The sequence below is a fragment of the Streptomyces sp. CA-288835 genome (genome assembly GCF_050936385.1).
Classification (GTDB): Bacteria; Actinomycetota; Actinomycetes; order Streptomycetales; family Streptomycetaceae; genus Streptomyces.
Genome location: NZ_JBNJMW010000001.1, coordinates 2171551 through 2191855, shown reverse-complemented (window position 1 = coordinate 2191855; position 20305 = coordinate 2171551). Strand labels below are relative to the sequence as shown.

General features: G+C 68.6%; 15 protein-coding genes and 1 pseudogene. 7 read left to right on the top strand and 9 right to left on the bottom strand.

The window, feature by feature from the left end; genetic code table 11:
- From ACQEVY_RS09900 to ACQEVY_RS09890, 3 genes are all read right to left on the bottom strand, one after another.
- Nucleotides 1-1266 (bottom strand): ABC transporter substrate-binding protein, encoded by a 1266-nt coding sequence (locus tag ACQEVY_RS09900; protein ID WP_432946922.1) that lies wholly within the window; start codon nt 1264-1266, stop codon nt 1-3.
- Nucleotides 1267-1461: 195 nt separating this feature from the next.
- Complete coding sequence (locus tag ACQEVY_RS09895; protein WP_432946920.1) at nt 1462-2700, bottom strand: ROK family transcriptional regulator; 1239 nt, start codon at nt 2698-2700, stop codon at nt 1462-1464.
- Nucleotides 2701-2938: 238 nt separating this feature from the next.
- Complete coding sequence (locus tag ACQEVY_RS09890) at nt 2939-4183, bottom strand: D-arabinono-1,4-lactone oxidase (RefSeq protein WP_432946918.1); 1245 nt, start codon at nt 4181-4183, stop codon at nt 2939-2941.
- A gap of 260 nt (nt 4184-4443) precedes the next feature.
- Here ACQEVY_RS09890 and ACQEVY_RS09885 point away from each other — a divergent pair, with 260 nt between their 5' ends.
- Nucleotides 4444-5331, top strand: coding sequence for a GNAT family N-acetyltransferase (locus tag ACQEVY_RS09885; RefSeq protein WP_432946916.1), 888 nt, complete (start codon nt 4444-4446; stop codon nt 5329-5331).
- A gap of 248 nt (nt 5332-5579) precedes the next feature.
- On the opposite strand, the gene ACQEVY_RS09880 is transcribed toward ACQEVY_RS09885, so the two are convergent.
- Nucleotides 5580-5894, bottom strand: a complete 315-nt coding sequence (locus ACQEVY_RS09880) for a hypothetical protein (protein WP_432955666.1) — start codon at nt 5892-5894, stop codon at nt 5580-5582.
- On the opposite strand from ACQEVY_RS09880, the pseudogene ACQEVY_RS09875 reads away from it, so the two are divergent.
- Together ACQEVY_RS09875 and ACQEVY_RS09870 are read left to right on the top strand one after the other, a co-directional pair.
- Nucleotides 5816-6109, top strand: a pseudogene (locus tag ACQEVY_RS09875) (hypothetical protein); the annotation flags it as partial. The gene ACQEVY_RS09880 and the pseudogene ACQEVY_RS09875 sit on opposite strands and share 79 nt — an antisense overlap.
- 59 nt (nt 6110-6168) lie before the next feature.
- Nucleotides 6169-6792, top strand: a complete 624-nt coding sequence (locus ACQEVY_RS09870) for a LacI family DNA-binding transcriptional regulator (RefSeq protein ID WP_432946914.1) — start codon at nt 6169-6171, stop codon at nt 6790-6792.
- Between the two features lie 176 nt (nt 6793-6968).
- Here the strand turns inward: ACQEVY_RS09870 and ACQEVY_RS09865 are convergent, their stop codons facing one another.
- The 4 genes from ACQEVY_RS09865 to ACQEVY_RS09850 are packed head-to-tail and all read right to left on the bottom strand — an operon-like array spanning nt 6969 to nt 11666.
- Nucleotides 6969-8456, bottom strand: coding sequence for an argininosuccinate lyase (locus ACQEVY_RS09865; protein WP_432946912.1), 1488 nt, complete (start codon nt 8454-8456; stop codon nt 6969-6971).
- Nucleotides 8453-9295, bottom strand: a complete 843-nt coding sequence (locus tag ACQEVY_RS09860; RefSeq protein WP_432946910.1) for a carbohydrate ABC transporter permease — start codon at nt 9293-9295, stop codon at nt 8453-8455. The genes ACQEVY_RS09865 and ACQEVY_RS09860 overlap by 4 nt, the downstream gene beginning before the upstream one ends.
- Nucleotides 9285-10316, bottom strand: coding sequence for a carbohydrate ABC transporter permease (locus ACQEVY_RS09855; RefSeq protein ID WP_432946909.1), 1032 nt, complete (start codon nt 10314-10316; stop codon nt 9285-9287). The genes ACQEVY_RS09860 and ACQEVY_RS09855 overlap by 11 nt, the downstream gene beginning before the upstream one ends.
- Before the next feature lie 30 nt (nt 10317-10346).
- Complete coding sequence (locus ACQEVY_RS09850; RefSeq protein WP_432946907.1) at nt 10347-11666, bottom strand: extracellular solute-binding protein; 1320 nt, start codon at nt 11664-11666, stop codon at nt 10347-10349.
- 168 nt (nt 11667-11834) lie between these two features.
- On the opposite strand from ACQEVY_RS09850, the gene ACQEVY_RS09845 reads away from it, so the two are divergent.
- The 4 genes from ACQEVY_RS09845 (at nt 11835) to ACQEVY_RS09830 (ending at nt 16651) form a co-directional block, all read left to right on the top strand.
- Nucleotides 11835-12821: a LacI family DNA-binding transcriptional regulator gene (locus ACQEVY_RS09845; protein WP_432946905.1), complete on the top strand. Its 987-nt coding sequence runs from the start codon at nt 11835-11837 to the stop codon at nt 12819-12821.
- Nucleotides 12822-13002: 181 nt separating this feature from the next.
- On the top strand, nt 13003-13485 hold the full coding sequence (locus tag ACQEVY_RS09840; RefSeq protein WP_432946903.1) for a cupin domain-containing protein: 483 nt from the start codon (nt 13003-13005) through the stop codon (nt 13483-13485).
- A gap of 83 nt (nt 13486-13568) precedes the next feature.
- Nucleotides 13569-14891 carry a radical SAM protein gene (locus ACQEVY_RS09835; protein ID WP_432946901.1) on the top strand — a complete coding sequence of 441 codons (1323 nt, stop codon included), beginning with the start codon at nt 13569-13571 and terminating at the stop codon, nt 14889-14891.
- A 227-nt stretch (nt 14892-15118) separates the two neighbouring features.
- On the top strand, nt 15119-16651 hold the full coding sequence (locus ACQEVY_RS09830; protein ID WP_432946899.1) for a cellulose binding domain-containing protein: 1533 nt from the start codon (nt 15119-15121) through the stop codon (nt 16649-16651).
- Nucleotides 16652-16679: 28 nt separating this feature from the next.
- Here ACQEVY_RS09830 and ACQEVY_RS09825 read toward each other — a convergent pair whose 3' ends face one another.
- Nucleotides 16680-20267, bottom strand: a complete 3588-nt coding sequence (locus ACQEVY_RS09825; protein ID WP_432946897.1) for a CHAT domain-containing protein — start codon at nt 20265-20267, stop codon at nt 16680-16682.
- Nucleotides 20268-20305: the final 38 nt, after the last annotated feature.

Genomic DNA, 20305 nt, shown 5'->3' with positions numbered 1-20305 from the left:
CTATCCGAAGAGCTTCTTGAGTTCGCGGTTGACCTTCGCATCCGCGGTGTCGAGGGCCTTCTCCGGCTCCACACCCTTGCGGACGACGTCGGCGACCACCTCTTCGAACGCGGTGATCATCGCCTGCGTCCAGTGCGGGTTGTCGAACCGGCCGTACTCGTTGAAGAACTTGACGCCCTCAGCCGGCAGACCCGTCTTGAGCTTGTCGGCGGTCTCGGCGATCGACTGGCGCGGCGGGACGTGGAAGCCGTAGCTGAGTGCCCAGTCCTCCTGGTGCTCCTTCTGGTCGATCCACAGCCACTTCACGTACTCCTTGGCCAGGTCGACGTTCTTGCCCTTGGCGTTCACGAACATCGACCAACCGCCGTTGTAGACGGACGGCTTGGCCCCGGGCGCGGCGGCGGGGTAGGGGAAGATGCCGAGGTCGTCGCCGAGCGCCTTCTGCAGTGCGGGCATGGCCCACATGCCACTCCACTGGATCGCGCACAGGCCCTGGATCAGGGCGGAGGGGTCCCAGGAGTCGGCGGGCGCGCCGGTCAGCAGATGGCCGGCCTTGAACATCGTGCGGTACTTCGCCAGGTTCTCGGCCACCGCGTCCGTGTGGTACGCGATCTTGTTGTCGGCGGTGAGGGTGTCCGCACCCGAGGACCACATCAGGGTGTAGTTCGTCGAGACCATGTCGTTGCCGATGAACAGGCCCTTGACCTTGTCGGTGGTGAGCTTGGCGGCGGCCTCGACGAGCTCGTCGAGGGTCTGCGGCACCTCGACGCCCGCCTTCTCCAGCATCGACTTGCGGTAGTAGAAGAACTGGGGGTCGTCGATCATGCGGACGCCCCATATCTTCCCGTCGATGGTGTGCGACTTGATGTCGGCGGGGTTGAAGTCGTCCTTGACCGGGTTGATGAGGTCGCTCAGGTCGGCGACCTGGCCGCTCTCGATGAGCTGGAGCTGCGGGTGGAACTCGAAGACGTCGGGCGCGTTCTTGGTGAGCAGGGCCGAGAACAGCTTGCTCTCGAAGTTGGAGCCGGTGATCCACTGGGTGGCCACGTTGGCCCCGTCGAAGTCCTTCGCGTACCGCTTGATGGCCTCCTGCGTACCGGCCTCACCGTACGCGTGGAAGTACTGCGTCAGGGACTTGCCCGAGGCGCCTCCCTCGGCGCGGCCGGTGTTGCCGCCGCATGCGGTCAGCCCGCCGGCGGCGGCCAGGCCCATGGCGGCCCGCAATACGGTGCGACGGTCCCAGTTGTTGCTGTTCAGTGCCGACATGCTGACGTCCTTGTCTCTCAAGTGCGGCTGCGGCGCAATCACTCAGTGAGCCGGTGGCTCAAAACTCAGGTGCGGTGCGGGACGTTAACCTTCGGCTAAGGCTTCGGCAAGGGGTTGGACGAAGTCTGTGCGAAGCGTTGTACAGGGTTCGGAATTCCGAACGAATGGGTCGACGAGGGGTTGACTCAGGGCCGGTTACTGCTTGGACCAGGTGCGTCGGTTGGGCCTCTGGCTGGCCTTCTGGGTGATCGAGGACAGGGCGCCCTCGAGCGCGAACGTCGCCGCGCCGAGGCACACCGGATCGGTGGGAATCGGGGACAGGACGATCTCGGTGGCGGCCAGTGGCCGATTCAGCGCATGCCTGGCCACCGCCTCGCGCACCTCCTCGAGCAGGGGTTCACCGAGGGTGGCCGCGACCCAGCTGCTGAGCACGACCACCTCGGGGTTGAGCAGGTTCACCAGATCCGCGATGCCGGCGCCGAGGTAACGGGCCGTGTCCCGGACCACCTTGACCGCCACCGGATCCTGGGCGGCGACCCCACGGGCCAGGGCGTCGATGGTCGCCGTCTGGTCCTCGGGGTGCAGCAGCGGGCTGCGCGGGCTCAACTCCCGTATGTTCAGCATGATTCCGGGGGCTCCCACATACGTCTCCACACAACCGTGGTTGCCGCAGTGACAGAGCCGCCCGTCCAGTACGAGCGTGGTGTGGCCCCATTCGCCCGCGCTGTTGCTGACCCCGCGATGGAGCCCGCCACCGAGAGCGAGCCCGGCGCCCACCCCCGTACCGAGATTCACCACCACGGCGTCCCCGCGCCCGCGGGCCGCGCCGAACCACAACTCGGCGACCGCGCAGGCGCGCAGCGGATTGTCGAGATAGAGGGGGTGCGAGATCTGCTCGGAGAGCAGATCGAGCAGGGGCACGTCGTGCCAGTCCCAGTTCGGCGCGTACTCCGCGATGCCGGTCGCGCGGTCCACCTGCCCCGGCACGCTGACCCCGACCCCGAGCACGCGCGCACACTCGACCCCGGCCTGCGCGACGACCGAGTCGACGGCCGCGGCGACATGCCCGACGACCTGCGCCGGACGGCTCTCACCTGGGCGCATGTCCTCGTCCGCACGGGCCAGCACATTCAGCGCGAGGTCGAACAGCTCGACGCGTACGTACGTCTCCGCTATGTCCACGCCGATCAACGCGCCCCCCGACGCGTTGACGGCCACGAGGCCCCGCGGGCGGCCACCCGCCGAGTCCTCGAACCCGACCTCGGTGAGCATCCCGAGGTCGAGCAGCTCGCCGACCAGCGTGGCCACGGTGGCCAGACTCAGCCCTGTGGCGGCCGCCAGCTCCTGCCGGGAGGTGGGCGACTCGGCGATGATCTGGCGCAGCACCTCATAGCGGTTCGCAGTGCGTATGTCGCGGGATGTGCCGCGCTTCATTGGACTCCCCTCGCTGACCAGCACCGGGCTTGCGATCCGGACCTGTCTTTCGGCCGGGGGTCCGGGGGTTGTCCCCCGGGAAAGCACAGCACCGGGTGGCCCCCTTGATCCCTTCAGAACCATGCCGAGCCACGTCGGCCCCGGCGCGGCGCAAGGCTATGGCCTGCAACGGACTTTCGACAAGGGGTTAGGAAAGGGGTTGTAAAAAGACGGGCTCGGGTACGGGCATGGCTGGACGTCAGTCGCCGAGGACCTCTCGGACGAAGGTGTTCCGGAACGTGCCCGCCGGGTCCAGCTCCTCCGCCAGCGCCGTGAACGCGTCGATCCGCGGATAACGTTCGCGCAGCGTAGCCGGTGCCGTGGTGAACACCTTGCCCCAGTGCGGGCGCGCATCGAAAGGCGCGAGCGCCTCCTCGATGCGCCGCACCACGGGCAGCACGGCCGCCGTATCCGGGATCCAGGTGAAGTGGAACGCCACCGTGTCCCGCCCGTACGCGGGGCTCAGCCACTGGCTGTCGGCGGCGACCGTGCGGACCTCGCAGATCTGCAGCACCGGCGCGATCGTCGCACGGATCGCATCGAGAGCGTGCAGGGCGTCGAGCGCGTACGGGCGTGGAAGCAGGTATTCCGACTGCAGCTCGGCGCCGCTACTCGGGGTGAACTCGGCGCGGAAATGCGGCAGTCGCTCATGCCAGGGGCCCGGCACGCCGAACTGCTGCGTGCAGTTCTGGGCGGGCATGCCCGGCACCGGGTGCATGGCCTCGGTGGCGGGCGCGGCCCACGGGAAGTCGTGGTGCGGCTGGTCGGTGCGCCGCTTCACCCAGGCCTGTACGAAGCCGGACTGCCGCCAGTCGGTGAACAGACTCACGCTGTACGCCGCTGCCGACACCGTCTCGAAGTCCAGCTCCGCGAGGGGGAGTTGGCGGTACACCTGTTGGGCAACCTCGAAGTCCGGCTCCAGGTCGAGGGTGAGCGCGGTGACCACGCCGAGCGCGCCCAGGGAGGTTACGGCGCCGTCGAAGCGGGCGTCGCCGCGGCCGATCGTCAGCAACGAGCCGTCGGCGGTGACCAGTTCGACCTCGCGTACGGCCGAGGCCAGCGAGCCGTTGGAGTTCCCCGAGCCGTGCGTGCCGGTCGCCACGGAGCCCGCCACCGAGATGTGCGGCAACGAGGCCATGTTGTGCAACGCGAGCCCGCACTCATGCACGCGCCGGGCCAACTCCGCGTACCGCACCCCACCGGCCACCCGCACCGTATGAGCCGCCGTGTCCACCTCCACAGACGGCGGCAGCGCGGTCAACGAGACCAGCGCGCCCTCACTGCCCGGGTCGGCGACCTCGTTGAACGAGTGCCCGCTGCCGAGCACTCGCACCCTCGGGCTCTGCGCGACGAGCGCGCGCAACGCGTCGAGCGAGTGCGGCCGGTGCAGCTCCTTGGCGGAGTAGGTGATGTTGCCCGCCCAGTTGGTCACGGGCTCAGTCATCCCTGCCATCGGTGTCGTCCCTCCCCAGGAAGCCCTCTGTTGTAGATGGAAGCTACCTTGACAGGCGGGTGGGCTTCCTCTGCGGGGTGAGTGCCTGGGGCGACGGCGGACGTCGCTCGCCGCTCTGTGAGTGCCAGTGCGCGAGAAGGCCTCGGCCGACGCGCTGCGTGGACGACGACAACTTCCCTGCGTCTCCCAGCCGATAGGGCCTCTCTGAGCAAGTGCTCCCCCCGAGTCGAGTACGTAAGGGATCATGAAGCATGCTCTCGGATGACTGGCAACTCACCGAAGATGTCGACGACTTCCTCGCCCAGGCCGGAGATTTCCTGCGCTCTCGGCCCGCCCTCCACAACACGCCGCTGACGGACATCGAGAAACTGCGTACCCGCGGGGCGGACGCACACGGTGCCGAAGCCGCCGTCTTCGGCAGGCTGGAGTCAGGAGGCGAAGTCCGCGCCATCTTCTATCGCACTCCGCGCGGCCGTCTGGGCCTCACACCCCTCTCGGCCAAGCAGGCCGGCCACCTCGCCGCTCATCTGGCCGAACTTGGACTCTTCCCCGCCAACGTCATCGCAGACCACGACACCGCCACCGCTTTCGCCGGGACATGGCAACAGCACGCGGGCGCAGCGCCGGAACTCTTCTGGCGGACTCATCTTTACCGCCTCGGCACGCTCACTCCACCCCAGCCGCGTCCAGAAGGCCAGGGTCATATCGCGGGCGGGAAGGACCATGAGCAAGTCGTGCGCTGGTGCCGTGAGTTCTGCGTCGACGTCGGCGAGCAGTCTTCCATCGACTTGATCGACTCCGGCTCCTGGGCCGACTCGCGCTTCGGCGACAGGCACTTCACGTTCTGGAAGACCCCAGAGGGCGCTCCGGCCTCCATGGCGGCCACGACCTCGATCGTCGGCGGCATGGTCCGGGTGGACCCTGTCTACACACCGGCCCACCTCCGGGGCCGCGGCTACGCGGGCGCCGTGACGGTCGAGGTGAGCCGTGCCGCGCTGGCCGCGGGTGCGACGGACGTGGTCCTGTTCGCGGACCCGAAAAACCCCACCAGCAACGCCCTCTACCAGCGGATCGGATACGTCCACATCGCCGACTTCGCCGGGTACAAGTTCTCCTACGACGCGCCAGAAGCTGATTAGGGGAGGGTTAGGGGGAGGGAAGACGTATGCAGCCGGTCCGATCCGTACACCGCTGCTCGGCCGCCGTAGGCGAATCCCCGCGGCAGTGCGGGCACATCGGCCGACGCTGCCGGACCCCGGTAGGCTGTCGCGGCAATGTGACAGTCGGGTGCCGCACTGTCACATTTTGCCGCGACAGCTCCCTCGCTTGGGACGAGTCGCCCACGACATCCTCGTCGTCTGCGGGGCCACGACGCGTTTCTCGGTGGTCAGTCGATCCGGCGTTCCCATCGCAGAGTCGATTGGTTGCCGATCACGTAGGCATGTGACCTCGGGGTCACCTCCAGGCGAACCGCCCTGATGTCGGGTTCTCCGGACTCCTGCCAGGCCGTCACGGCGCCCTCGATCGCGTCCCAGATTTCAACCGGGCCACCCTGGCGTACCGTCCATTCCGGGCCGTCCTGCGTGAGTGCGGCGAAGGATTCACGACTGGTGTCGAACAGGTATGCCGTCTCTCGGCCGCCGCCGACCGTCTCCACGAACTGGGCTCCCGGGGCGGCGAGTTGGGCGAGAAACGCGGGCATCCACTGGTCGAGTACCGTCGGCTACAGAGCTGCCTTTCGCTCCGTGTCGGCGTAAGCGGCGCGGGCTGCGAAGTCTCCGGAGGGGGACGGCGGCTTCGGCGCGGGCGGGTATGAGGCGCGCCGCGGGACGATCGACGCGGCGGCCGATGCGGGACGCGCCGGTCCGGGATGTCGCTGCGCGGGCGGGCGTCTCCGCCTCGACGGTGTCCCGGGTCCTCGGCGGTACCTACCCGGTCGCCGCCGCCACGCGTGCCCGGAGGCGTACCAGGAGCGGATGGCGCACTTCGCGCATGGCCTGGACCGGGTGGGTTCGCGGTTCGTGCTGGTCGGCAGGCCGCCGCTCGGGCCTGGCATTCCGGCCACGGTCGTTGAGTACGACAACGAGGGCGGCGCCTTCGCCATGACCACCCACCTGTTGTCGGCGGGGCACCGGCGCATCGCCTACGTCGGCCGGATGCCGGGGCTGTCCACGAGCGGGCAGCGGATCAGCGGCTTCAGCTGCGCTCATGAACTGCTCGGTCTCGCTCCCGACCCCGAGCTGATGCTGGACGGTCACTTCACTCGGTCGGTGGGCTATCAGCTGACGCGTGAACTCCTCGCGGGCGGACGGGAGTTCACGGCGGTGTTCGCGGCCACGGACATGGTTGCGGCCGGTGTGATCCAGGCGCTGCGGGAGGGTGGGCGGCGTATTCCGGACGACGTCGCCGTCGCGGGGTACGACGACATTCCCGTGGACCGGGATGTGTACCCGGCGCTCACCACCGTCAATGTCCCGCAGGAGGAGTTGGGGCGGGCCGCGGTCCGGCTGGCGCTGCACCGGGATGACCTTCCGGACAGTCAGCATCTGGTGCTGGGGACGCATGTGGTGCTGCGGGACTCAACTCGGCGCGTCCGCTAGGCCGTTGTCGCAGGTAAAGCGTTCCGGTGCCCGGTGCCCGGTGCCCGGTGCCCGGTGCCCGGTGCCCGGTGCCCGGTGCCTGTGGGGGTGCGGGGTCAGGTAACGCACCCCCACAGGCTGCTTGTCGCGCTGGGCCTGCGGCCCCAGCAATCTGGTGTGTTTTCACACTCTCTGCGTCAGAACCTGTGGTCTTCGGTGAGTGCTCTGGCATCGCTCAGGAGCCGGGCCTGGGCCTCCTCTATGCCCCCGATCCGTTCCTGGACTGAGCGTCGATGTGCTCGGAGGTCTTCTGCCGCCTGGGCCGCCAGTTCCCTGCGCCGGTCCGTGGAGGTTCCGCCTGCGCTGGTTCGGCTTTCGACGAAGTTTCGGGTGTTCAGGACGCTGGACAGCGTCTCGGCGGAGTAGTTCCGGAAGTGTTGGTCGATCAGGTCCGGGCGCACGGCGCCGTTGGTTTCGCCGGCGTTCTCGTGGGCGGTGATGAGGCGCGCTACGGCCTCATGGGCGCCGCGGTAGCTCAGGCCCTGGGTGAGCACGAGGTCGTCGGCCAGGGCGCTGGAGGTCGACCAATGGCGTCCGGCGGATGCGCCGAGTCGTTCCTGGTCGATCTCAAGGGTTGCGACCGCCTCGCTGAGCAGAGTGACCGCTCCGGCGGTGGCATGGCAGTAGCCGGGGATGCGGTTGTGCACGTAGGCCTGGTCGGAGTCGGTGGACGTGGCGAAGTGGAGGAGCCCGAGCTGGCTTGCGCCCCAGCCGGCGGCATCGCCCGCCAAGCCTCGTATCCGTTCCAGCACGATGGGGTTGCGCTTCTGCGGCATCATGCTCGACGTTCCGCACAACGAAGGGTCGAGGCGGACCATGCCGACTTCCGAGGAGGACCAGTAGTACAGGTCCGATGCGCATCTGCTGATACCCGACAGGGTCAGTCCGAGTGCGCCGGCGAGTTCGGCTCCCACGTCGACGGATGACATCCCGGCGTCCCGGGCGTTGAGGATGGGCCGGTCGAAGCCGAGGTATGCCGCTGTGGCATGGCGGTCGATCGGCCACGCCGTGCCACTGTGCGCGGCTCCTCCCAGTGGACATTCGTTGAGGCGCTCGAACAACTGGGTCAGACGCGTGAGGTTGCGGGAGACGGGCCAGTAGTGGGCGTTGAAGTAGTGGCCCAGCGTGGTGGGTTGTGCATGCTGCTGATGGGTGTAACCGGGTGCGAGAACATCGTCATGGCGCTCGGCGGCCTCGAGCAGCGTCTCGCCCAGGCGGACGAGCTCCCTCATCACTTCAAGGGCCCCCTTGCGGTCGGCCATCCGGAGCCCGGTGGCGTTCTGGTCGATCCTGCTGCGAGCCCGCTGGAGGTCGAGACCGCCCGGGCCGCACTTCTCCTCGAGGTACCGCTCGATCTGCAGCGTGATGGTGCCGATGGCCGGGTCGCCCGCCAGGGTCGCTCGCGGGTCTCCTTCGAGGAGTTCCAGCAAGGCGGCGACGACGGCCCGGCCCTGATCATGGTCGAAGATCTGCTGGCGGGTCAGCATGAGCGCGTGAGCGAGGTCGATCAGTACGAACAGCTCGGCGCCGGCGAGTTCGTTGGAGAGTTCGACGGCGTTGACGTGTTCGACCAGGGTGGGCGAAGGCTGAGCGCCGAGCCGGCCGTCGGTGAGGGTGGACTTCACTTGACGGCTCCTGCGGTCATGCCGGAGGCGATGTGCCGTTGCAGCAGGAGGAACGCGATCACGATGGGCGCCGAGACGGCGAGAGAGGCGGCCATCACCTGGTTCCAGTACACGTTCGCTTCGGACGCGTACGCCTGGAGCCCCACGGCGACCGTACGGGTCTGCTCCGTCGTGAGCACGGAGGCGAAGAGGACTTCGCCCCAGGCCACCATGAAGGAGAAGATCGAGACCGCGACGATGGCGGGCCGCGCGGCCGGGATGAGGATGCTGTAGAGCAGCCGTACCGGGCCCACGCCGTCGACCTTGGCGGCGTCGTCGAGTTCGCGGGGGATGGTTTCGAAGTAGCCGACGAGCATCCAGATGGAGAAGGGCAGCGAGAAGGTGAGGTAGGTGATGATCAAGCCTGTCCGGCTGCCGACCAAGGACAGGCCGGTGTAGCGGTCCACCATCACGAAGAGGAGGAAGAGGGGCAGCAGGAAGAGGATTCCAGGGAACATCTGCGTGGAGAGGATGGTCACCTTGAACGTCTCGCGCCCGCGGAACCGCCACCGGCTGATGGCGTAGGCGGCGAGTACGGCGACGGTGACCGACAGGACGGTGGCGACGCCGGCGACCACGATGGAGTTGGCGAAGTACTCGGCCAGCGGGACGGTGGACCACATGTCGACGAAGGGATCCAGAGTCGGCTCGGTCGGTATCCACCGGAACTCACCCTGCACCTGGCTCAGTGGCTTGATGGCGGTGCTCACCATGACGAAGAGCGGCGCGCAGACGAACGCTGTCAGCAGCGTCAGGGTTGTCCGCCGGAAGATGCGGTAGCCGCGGGTCTCATGCCTCATAGAGACTCGCCCTCCTTCGGGTCGCAGCGAGGTAGATGCCGGTCACGAGTAGCAGGAAGAGCAGAAGCAGCACGCTCATCGCCGACCCGAGGCCGAAGTTCCATGTGACGAACGAGTTCTGGTAGATCTCCACGCTGAGCAGGCGGGCCTCTTTCGGAGCGCTGCCGCCGAACAGCACGTACGGCGTCTCGAACTCCTTGAACGTCCACAGGAACATGACGAGAAGGAGGACCTGGTTCACGGGCGCCAGCATCGGCAGGGTGATCTCGCGGAGCTGACGCCACGGGCCGGCGCCGTCGAGGCTTGACGCTTCGTAGACCTCGTCAGGGATGGACTGCAGCCCCGCCATGATCATGAGGAAGGCGAAGGGCCACAGCCGCCAGATCGCCACCACGCACTGCGACCAGAACGAATTGGATCCGATCAGGAAGAACGCGTTGCTGTCCAGGACTCCGAGCTGGTCCACGAGGATGTGGTTGAGCATGCCGTTGTCCCGCTGGAGCAGAAACCGCCAGGTGATCACAGCGGCGAAGGCCGGCAGCGCGTACGGGATGAGGAACAGCGTGCGCAGTATCCCGGTACCCCGGCGGGTGCGCTGGAGGGATATCGCGGCCGCCAGGCCCATCGACCAGGAGACGGCAAGGACGACCAAGGTGAAGCCGAGAGTGACGAGGAACGAACTCAGCAGCGAGGTTCCTACCGGCTGATCGAAGTCCAGTACGGCCTTGTAGTTGTCGGCGCCGGTGAACGGGGCCGTCCACCATTGCGCGAGCTGATACTGCGTCAACTTCATGGCGCTCATCGCCAGACCGGCAAGCATCGGCCCGAAGTGCACAACGAGTTCAAGGACCAGGGCAGGCAGGAGGAAAACGTACGGGGTCCAGCGGTGGCGACCGCTTTTCAGGGATCTGCCGTTCCCGGGGCCCCTGCCGCTGTGCGGGCCCTTGCTGATCTTGCGGCGCTGCCGCCGGGTTTCGGTGTCGTTGCCCGCCGATCCGCGAGCAGTGGGAGAGATGGTCATCGTGTGGCCGCCTTGCTGACGGTTCCCGACTCATCCACCTGTGCTGACCTTGGCCGATGCGTCGCTCAGGGCGGAGCTGATCTGCTGGGCGGTGGGCTGCTTGCCGGTGGCCGTGTCCGCGAGCCAGTTGACGACGTCGTTGCCGATCAGCGTTTCGAACTGCGTCTCCTGCGGCACTCTGGGCAGGGGAATGGCACGGGACGCCATGGTCTGCCGGGCGATTTTCGCCTCGGCCGTCTCGAACTCCTTGCCCTCGGCGTCCTTCACCGGGGGAATCGTCCCGTACGCGGCGTTGAGCGTGACCTGCTCCTGGGGGCTGGTGAGGAACTTGATCAGTTCGGTCGCCCCGTCCATGTTGTCGGTCGACTTCAGGATGGCCGCGTTGGTGCCGCCGAGGAAGGAGGCCACGTCCTGGCTGCCCGGCTCGGTGCTGACGGGCATGGGAGCGACTCCGTAGTCCTCCGCGGTCAGGTCGTAGTCCTGCAAGGTCCGTCCCAGGGTCTGGACCAGCATCATTCCGATACGGTCCTCGGCGAAGGCCTCGTAGACATCGGCCCAGTCCGCGTTCTCGGCGTCGGACGGGTTGACGATCTTGTCCTTGCCCATCCAGGAGAGGTACTGCTCGATGCCTTCGACGGCAGCGTCCGAGTCGAACGTGGGCTTGCTGCCGCTGAAGTACTCCGCGCCGCGGGCCGAGCCGAGGATGTAGGCGTAGTGCACGGCGATGGTGCTGGCCTGGCCCCGCACGCCGAGGCCCCACTGGTCGGTGCGCCCGTCGTTGTCGGTGTCCTTGGTCAGCTTCTTCGCGGTGGCGGTGAAGTCCTTCCAGGTGGTGGGCGGCTTCGTGATGCCGGCCTGCTCGAAGAGCTTCTTGCTGTAGTACAGCTGGTAGACCTTGCTGTAGAGCGGAACAGAGACCGGCGTCGTCCCTTCGGCTCCGCCGGTCTGCAGCGACACCGGGGTGAACCGGTCCTCGCCGCCTATCTTGGCCATCTGGGCGGGGTTCCACTCGACGAGCGCACCGGTGGCCTGCAGGGACGGGGACCAGCTGTTGCCCAGATTGATCACGTCCGGGCCCTTCCCGCTGGTCGTGGCGGTCAGAATGCGGTTGAGCAGGTCCGTGAAAGGGATCACTTCCAGGTCTACGCGAATACCCGTGCGCTCGGTGAACTTGCGCAGCTCCGGCTTGAGGATCTCCTTGTCCCGCTCGACGCTCGGAGACTGCTGCGAAGCCCAGTAGGTCAGCACCTTGGGGTTGGAGTTGGCGCTCTCGCTGTCCTGACAGCCCGCGACGGCGGCCACCACGGCGATCGCCGCCGCCATCGCACAGGCCCGCGACGAAGTACGCATATCCGGCTCCCTTCCGAATGTCATCGTTTACATCGGCGTTGCAGGGGAGTGTGCTCCCCGGAATGAGGCAATGTCAACGATTACAATCCAGGAGATGGCAGCAATGAGAGAGTTACGTCACGACATCGGAGAGTTACGTTGAGTAGTAGTGGTCGTCAGCGGGTCACCGTGACCGAGGTGGCGCGAGCCGCCGGGGTGAGCACAGCGACGGTCAGCCGCACCCTCCAGGAGCCGGACGTGGTGAAGCCCGCAACGAGGGAGCGGGTCATGGAAGCCGTGCGCCGGCTCGGCTACTCGCCCAACCCCATGGCCCGGGACCTGCGGTACCGCGGCCCCTCGGGCGTCGTCGGACTCGTCACGGCCGGATTCACCAACGTCTTCCAGGCGTGGGTCGCGGCAGGCGCGGAAGCCGAACTGCGCCGAGCGGGCCTGCAGTTGCTCATCGGCTCGACGGATGACGACCCCGCTCGCGAGCCCGAGCTCGCCAGGATCATGATCGACCGCAGGGTCAGCGCCCTGCTCATGATGCCCGACGGCGACGACCGCGATTTCCTGCGCCCCGAGTACACCTATGGCACACCGGTTGTGCTGGTCGGCCGCCCGGCCAACGGCCTCGACGTGGACGTCGTGATGACCAGGGACGACCAGGCGGTGGAGGAAGCTGCCGACCAGCTCCTGAACCTCGGGCACCGGCGGATCGCAGCCCTGGCCGGCCGGGCCGACTCCTTCCGCGCCGCCCAGCGGCTCGCGGGCTACCGTGCCGCGCTCGCCCGGCACGGCCTCCCCGAGCAACCGGAACTCGTCGTCACGGACCTCACCAGTCCGCAAGAGGTCAGCGCGGCGATCACCAGGGTGATGGAGATGCCTGAGCCGCCGACCGCCCTGCTCGCGCTCAACCTCGGTATCAGCAGCGGAGTCCTGCTGGACCGCATCGTCAACCATCGCGACGACATCGCCTTCGTCGCGCTCGACGAGAACGATTTGTCTGCGGGACTGGGTATTTCGGCAATCACCCGCGACCCGGCGGAACTCGGCAGGCAGGCCGCCCTCCTGGCCATCGAACGGATCGCCAACCCGACGGCGAGTCCACGCACCGTGACGCTGCCCAGCGTTCTCGTCCGGCGCGGTTCCGGCGAGCTGCCGCCTCCTTCCTGACCGTGGCATCGCGGTCCCCTCGGGCGTGTCCGTATGCCGGAGTACTGCGGTCCCATATCGCCTCTGTCGTACGGGAGTTGGATTTCGGTGGTCGGCTGATCCACCGCCATGAGAGGTTCTTTCCGCACTCTTCGATGTGTTGTCACACATGCCCGGAGTTACCGGGCGGGATGGAGCAGCGATGGCGGTCAGCGGTGTACGTAGCGGGCTCAGAGGGCGGATCCGGAGGGCGGTGGCCGTCGGCGCGTGTGTCGCGGCGGTTGGGCTGGTGCCCTCGACGGCGCTCGCGACACCCGGCAGCGGGGTCAGCGGAACCATCCTCGCCAAGGGGACGTCCGACGACGGTCTGAAGATCAAGACGCGTGGGCGCACCGACGTGGTGGTCCGCACGATCACGGTCGAGCCGGGCGGTTCCACCGGCTGGCACTATCACCAGGGCGAGCTGATCGCCGTCGTCCAGTCCGGGACGCTCACCCGCACGATGCACGACTGCTCGGTGGAGACCACCACGGCCGGGAAGTCCTTCGTCGAGCCCGCCGGACCTCACCATGTCCACATCGGCCGCAACTTGGGCACCGAGCCCGTCGTCCTGTACGTGACCTACCTGCTGCCCGAAGGCGCACCGCTGTCCGTCGACGCGCCCGACCCCGGCTGCGACGTCTGAGGGACCCGGCACCGATCCCGTCCAGCCGGGGGCATACCGTGAGGAGTGGAGCACAACCGTCGCCGGGAGCGAGGAGTTACGGGATGGGCAGCCGCACCGCGCTGGTCGAGGATCTGATGGAACGGTTCCCGCACGTACCGCGGGAGGCCGTCTTCAAGGAGGACCTGCTCAGGGGTGGGGTCGCTTTCGACGCGTCGGCCCTCAGCGACAACGAGGGCGGCGAGGTCAAGCCGAAGTCGTACTTCATCTTCTCCTTCGACCACGGCACCTTGCCGGAGCTTGGCGAGGCCGCGCTCCGGCGGCCGCCCGAGGAGATCATCCTCACCGGCGGCCCGTACGACCTGCGGCGCACCGTCGTCTCCGTACGCGTCAATCCGTCCTCGCCCTACCGGGTGGCCGCGGGTGAGGACGGTGTGCTCGGGCTCTATCTCGACGGGAAGCGGATCTCGGATGTCGGGGTGCCGCCGATGCCCGAGTACTACCGGCACACGCTCGCGAGTGGGAAGTCCGTGATGGAGGTGGCCCCGACGATCCAGTGGGGCTACCTCATCTACCTCACCGTCTTCCGGGTCTGCCAGTACTTCGGCGCCAAGGAGGAGTGCCAGTACTGCGACATCAACCACAACTGGCGCCAGCACAAGGCCGCGGGGCGCCCGTACACCGGTGTCAAGGACGTCGAGGAGGTCCTCGAAGCCCTCGAGATCATCGACCGGTACGACACCGCCAAGGCGTCCACCGCCTACACGCTCACCGGAGGCGCGATCACCAAGACGGTCGCCGGACGGGACGAGGCCGACTTCTACGGGCACTACGCCAAGGCCATCGAGGAACGTTTCCCCGGCCGGTGGATCGGCAAGGTGGTGGCCCAGGCGCTGCCGCGCGACGACGTACAGCGCTTCAAGGACTACGGCGTGCAGATCTACCACCCCAACTACGAGGTGTGGGACGAGTACCTGTTCAAGATGTACTGCCCCGGCAAGGAGCGCTACGTCGGCCGCGACGAGTGGCACAAGCGCATCCTGGACTCGGCCGAGGTCTTCGGCGCGCGCAATGTCATCCCCAACTTCGTGGCGGGCGTGGAGATGGCCGAGCCCTTCGGCTTCACGACGGTGGACGAGGCGATTGCCTCGACGACCGAAGGCCTGCGCTTCTTCATGTCGCACGGCATCACACCCCGGTTCACCACCTGGTGCCCCGAGGTGACGACACCGCTGGGCAAGGCCAATCCGCAGGGTGCGCCGCTGGAGTACCACATCCGGCTGCTCGAGGCGTACCGCTCGACCATGGACGACTTCGGGCTGTCCTCGCCGCCCGGATACGGGCCGCCCGGGCCGGGTAACGCGGTCTTCTCGGTGAGCTCGTTCATGGACAGTCTGCCGGCCAACGAGGAGGCGCCGGCGGTCTGAGGGTGAGTGGCCCGGTGTGGGCCGAGGAACGGGAGTTTGCGCTGGTGGGGACGGGGTTGGAGTGAGCTGTTGAGGGAGCAGTGGCGGCTGCATATGCATGTGACGCTTGTCAGTTGTGCGGGTCGCGTGAAAAACTCTGACCCCCCTTGAGTTGTCCCCGCTCAACTGCCGTATTGCCCTGGTGAGTTGACTCCCCTCTTTTTCGGATGCAGGTGAAGTCCCCGCCCATGCCTGACCTGCCGACCCCTGAAGACGCGGCCGAGGCCACCCTGTTCTCGGAGTGCTGGGACGCGGTGCTGTCGTACGCCGACCTGTGCACCGCCGGTTCCTCCGGTGCCCGACAGCTTGCCTCCGAGGCGTTCTCCCATGGCATACGTGAGGTGCGCGCCTCCGAGGACAGCGGCGGCAAGAGCTTCGGGCGCCGGTCGCGGACGCCCCGGCTGCCGCGAATACCGCTGTTACTGACCTCCGTACGCAAAACGGCTGCCCGCTGGGAGTCGCGAGGCCAGGGCGACCGCCTCGATCCGGAACTGCGGCTGTGGCTCAACTCCGAGAAGTCGGAGCGCTATTCGGGACCGCCGTTGCAACGGCCGCTCGCGTTGCGCGCGCTCAGGGACATGCAGGAGGCGGACGCGGCACTGCTGTGGCTGGCCGAGGTCGAGGCGATACCGCTGCCCGCCGTGGCCGGCCGGCTCGGCCTCGATCCGGAGGGCGCCGCCGAGGAACTCGAGCAGGTGCGCCGCGTGTTCCGCGACCGCTGCCACCGCAACCACCTCGACACCCCGCTCGACGCGGAGTGCCGCAGGTACGCCCGGCTCCTCGACGCGGTCACCCGCTCACCCGGTGCCGACACCCCCGAGGACCTTTCCCGTCACCTCGCGCGATGCGTGCGGTGCGCGGAGGCCGCCGCCTGTCTGCGGCCGACCGGCGGCGGGGTGCCCGCGGCGCTCGCGGGCGGTGTGCTCGGCTGGGGCGGACTCGCGTATCTGGAACGGCGGCGCAGAGCCGTGGAGTCCGGGCTCAGCCGGTCGAGCACCGACCCGGACGAGGTGGCGCCGCCGCCGGATGCCGAGGAGAGCAAGGCCCGGATCGGGCGCGCCGGGCTGCTCGTCGCGGCCGTCATCGTGTCCCTGCTCGCGCTCGTGGTCTCGCTCGGGGCCTTCAACTCCGACTCCGACAGCGACCCCGTAGCACAGGACGAGTCGGCCTCGGACCGGGAGCCGGTGGGTGACCAGGTGCCCCCGCCGAACGCCCTGCCGCCCGCCACCGCGTCCCCCGCGCCGGAGCCCTCGGACTCCGACCCCTCGGATTCGGGGGCGGGCTCCGACGGCGACAAGGATGACCAGAACGACGAGAACGACGAGGGTGGCGACAAACAGCCTGGCCAGAAGCCCCAGGGCGAGGCGACGGACTCCCACGAATCCGACCCCGAGCCCACGAAGTCCCCGTACTGCAAGGCCGGTTACGACCTGGTCAACCAGTGGCCGGACGGCTTCCAGGCCAACGTCATCGTCACCACCACCAAGGCTCTCGACGATTGGCGCGTCGGCTGGAAGTTCCGCGACGGCCAGCGCATCACCCAGATGTGGGACGGCAAGGCCGACCAGGACGGCTCCCGGGTGACCGCCACCGCCGCCGACTACAACAAGCACGTACCCGCCGGCGGCAAGCTCACGGTCGGCTTCCTCGCCTCGTGGGAGGGCGAGAACTCGGCGCCGTACGACGTCACGCTGAACGGGCACGCCTGCACGCAGGGCTGATCACGAGGGTGGCCCGCCGGACCGGCGGTCACGGTCCGACGTGCAGGTAGGCCGCCCACCGCAGAGGGTCCGTCGGGTCGTCGGCGCGGTGCGAGGACACCGCGGCGTGCAGGGCCCGTGCGGCCTCGGTGGCGTCCGGCAGGCCGGTACGGGTCAGCGCGGCGTAGACCCGAGCGGCCACCTCCGGTGCCGAGCCGTCATGGATGCCCCACATCGTGGCGATGACGTGCCGGTACCCGGCCAACTGCATCGTCGAGGCCAGATGCATGACCTCGTCGGGCAGGCCGACCGCGCCGGTGGCCGTCTCACAGGCGGACAGGTACGCCAGTTCGGCCCGCGGCAGATCGAGTTCGAGAAGCTGTGCGGCCGTGAGCCTGTCGTCGTGCAGGACGAACGCACTCTGCCCGGGATCCTGGACGTCCTGTTCGGCGTGACAGGCGAAGTGCGCCCAGGAGGTGTCGTGCAGTGCCTGCCGTACGGCCTCCCGCGTCGCTTCGGCCCCGAGAAGCCCGCCCACGGGCGTGCCCTCCGGGAAACGGGCCCGCAACTCCCGGTACTCGCGTTCCACCCCCGGCAGCGGCGGCTCACCAGGTGTCTTAGGCATACCGACGACCAGCAGGCCCCGGAAGGAGGCGCTGTCCGCCTCGCGCTGCCGGGCGCGGCGCAACGCCGTGAGCGTCGGAACGCTGGAGGAGACGACTCGTCCGGGCACGGAGCCGGCGCCGTCCGCACCCGCCGCGCCCGGCGAGGTGCGGTGGCGCGGATACCGGCCGGCCGCGTGCAGGGGCAGGAGCGTGAGCGGCCCGGTCGGACACCACCACAGGCGCGGCAGCCGTGTGCCGGGGCGGCCGTCCAGACCGAGACGGTCCAGCACCGGCTCGGCGATCCGTTCCCACAGCAGGCCCAGCAGGTCGTGCATCGCATGCCGGTCGGCCTCCCGGCGCAGAAAGGAGCGGTCCGGCTGCCGGCGCGCGGCGTGCACGTCGAGGAACGCCCGTACCTGCCGTACGAGGTCGTCGTGGGACACGTCCGGCAGGTCGACGACCTCGACCGGTGCGCGGGCGTGGCGGATCACCAGGGCGTGACAGGCGAGCACGCTCACATTGACCACGACGACCGGCCCCTCCTCGGCCGCCTCGCTCAACTCCGCGTACGGCACAGGGGCGAGGAAGTGCTCGAAGCCCTGCAGTGAGCGCGCCCGGGCGACCAGGTCGTCCCACTCCCGGCACAGATCGGCCCGTTCCCGCGCCAGACGCTCCCGGCCCAGCGGGGACAGCAGGCTCTCGCCGCGGGGCATTTCCGCAGGATCGGCGGTGGCGGGCCGCCCCGCATCCAGCCGCTCGCGCACCCGCAGCAGCGCGGCCGCCAATTCGGGCTCCCGCCGCATGAGGTCCGACACGTCGCCGCGCAGGTGCAGCAACTGGTTCTGGATGACTGTCCGGCCCTGTTCGAGCACCTCCACCGCACGTTGCGGGGCACCGGCGAGGATGTGGCAGGTCGCGGCCACCGGCGCCAGCCCTGACCACTCGGCCAGGTGGATCTCGCGGGTCGGCCTGGGCAGCCCGTGCCAGGCCAGCTCGGGCAGCAGCCGCACTGCCCGGCCGTATCCCTCCGCTGCCAGGGCGTGGTCCTGGAGCTCGACGGCCGCCGAACCCCAGGAGACGCAGGACACCGTACGGTCCGCGACCGTGGCGATCGGCAGATCGGCCGCCCGGCGCCAGCACTGTACGGCCTCACGCAGATCGGCGTGGCCACCTCGGTGTTCGTGGCGCAGGCGGAGCATCTGGCCGAGCCGATTCCAGGCCCTGGGCAGGGAGTTGTCGTTGCCGCGCACGGCGGCCACGGCGTCCCGGGCCAGGGACACGGCGCGGTCCAGGGCGCCGGGGCCGACCTCGTCCCCGGTGGTGAGCGCCTCCGCGAGACAGCCGACGAACATGGCGTACGAGGGATGCGTGCGGGAGGTGACGTCCACGGCCTCCTCCGCGGTACGGATCGCCTCCGCGAGATCCTCGGCGGATCCCGCATACCGGAAACGGCTGAGCAGAACCTGACTGAGCATGGAGAGGTAGTTCCCGACGTCCGGATGGCTCCGCGGGACCGTCGTCGCCGCCTCCCGCCGCCACCTGATCACCTCGTCGAGATCCGCCGGATCGAAGTCCCGCCGCAGCCGCGTCTGCAGTGCCTCGGACAGGTGTGCCATGGCCATGGCGCGGTCGGCGTGGGGGGATACGGCGGGGAACGAGTCGACCGCCCTGGTCGCCAGGCGGATCGCACGGTCCAGGTCCGCCGCCTCGAAGGTGCGGCGGTACCGCAGCAGGAAGGCCAGCCCCAGACTGGACAGGGCGAACCCGCTGTCCTCCTGGACGGTCACCGCCCGGGTGCCGAGCCGAATGGCCTCCTCCAGGTCGTCCGAGGAGCCGAGCCGTTCGTGGCGAACGCGGAGGGAGACGGAGAGGTTGACCAGCCTGCGGCCTCTGTCGGGATCGTTCTCGGAGGTCGCGTCCAGAGCCTGACGCTCCAGGTCGATCAGACGCCGCAGATCCGCGAGGTCACCCGTCCGTTCGTGCCGGAAGAACAGGGCTGTCGCGAGTTCGGTCCGTATCCGCGTACGTGCCTCCGCCGGCGCCGTGGTGAGCAGGGAGTCCAGCCGCTCGACCGGCGCATCCAGATCGGCCGGATCACGCAGCCGGTCGTAGCGGGCGCGTTGCCGCTTCGTCAGACCCACCACGTACTTCAGGAGGTCGGGGTCGTCCGGCCGGGCCGCTTCGACGGCCTCACGTGCGTGGTCGACGGCCTCCTCCAGATCCTCCAGGGCGTTCGAGTACTCGTAGCGGCGATGCAGAATCGTCGCCAGATGCCCCAGACGGCGCGCGCGTGCATGGCTGTCCGGTGGTGTCGCCTCGACCGCCTCCCTGCCCAAGGACACCGCCCGCTCCAGGTCCGGGCGCTCCCCAGAGCTGTCGTGGCGCTCCGACAGCATGATCGACAACAGGACGAGGCGGCGGGCCAGTTCGGGATGGTCCGGGGCTGTGGACGCGATCGAGGCCTCGCGTAACGTGATCGCCTCGTCCAGGTCGGCGGCCTCTCCCTTGAGCTGGAAGCGGCGTAACAGGGCCATGGACAACTGGGCCATGGGCAGCCCGGGTACGTCGTCACCGGCGATGGACAGATTCAGCGCCCGGCGGTAGTTGAGCACGGCCTCGTCCAACGTCCCGGCGTTCTCGGTCCGCTCGAACTCGTGCATCAACCGCTGCGCCTCGGCGCTCGCCCTGCGGGCGTGCTCCTGGAGGGAGGCGAAGGCAGCCGGGAAATCGGCCGGTATGCCCTCGGGACGCACCTGGGAACGCAGGAGGAGAAGCCTCCATCCCTCGCCGAGGTCGGCGTAATCGTCGTCGTCGGAGCCGGCGGCCCGATCACGGGTCAGAAAGAACTCGGCGAGTGCGTCGAGCGCCGTCAGGGAAACGGACCTCCGGCCCGGCCCGTCGTCCCGGATCATCAGCGCCCGCAGTTCGCGCGCCTCGGCCACGGCCGTCGCCTCGAACAGGACGTCGGGGTCGCCGTGTTCGTGGAATTGCGCCACGCGGTCGAGAAGCGATGTGATGAGGCGGTCAAGCACCACACCACTTTATTGGTGCACCGGCCGCGCCCGTAGGA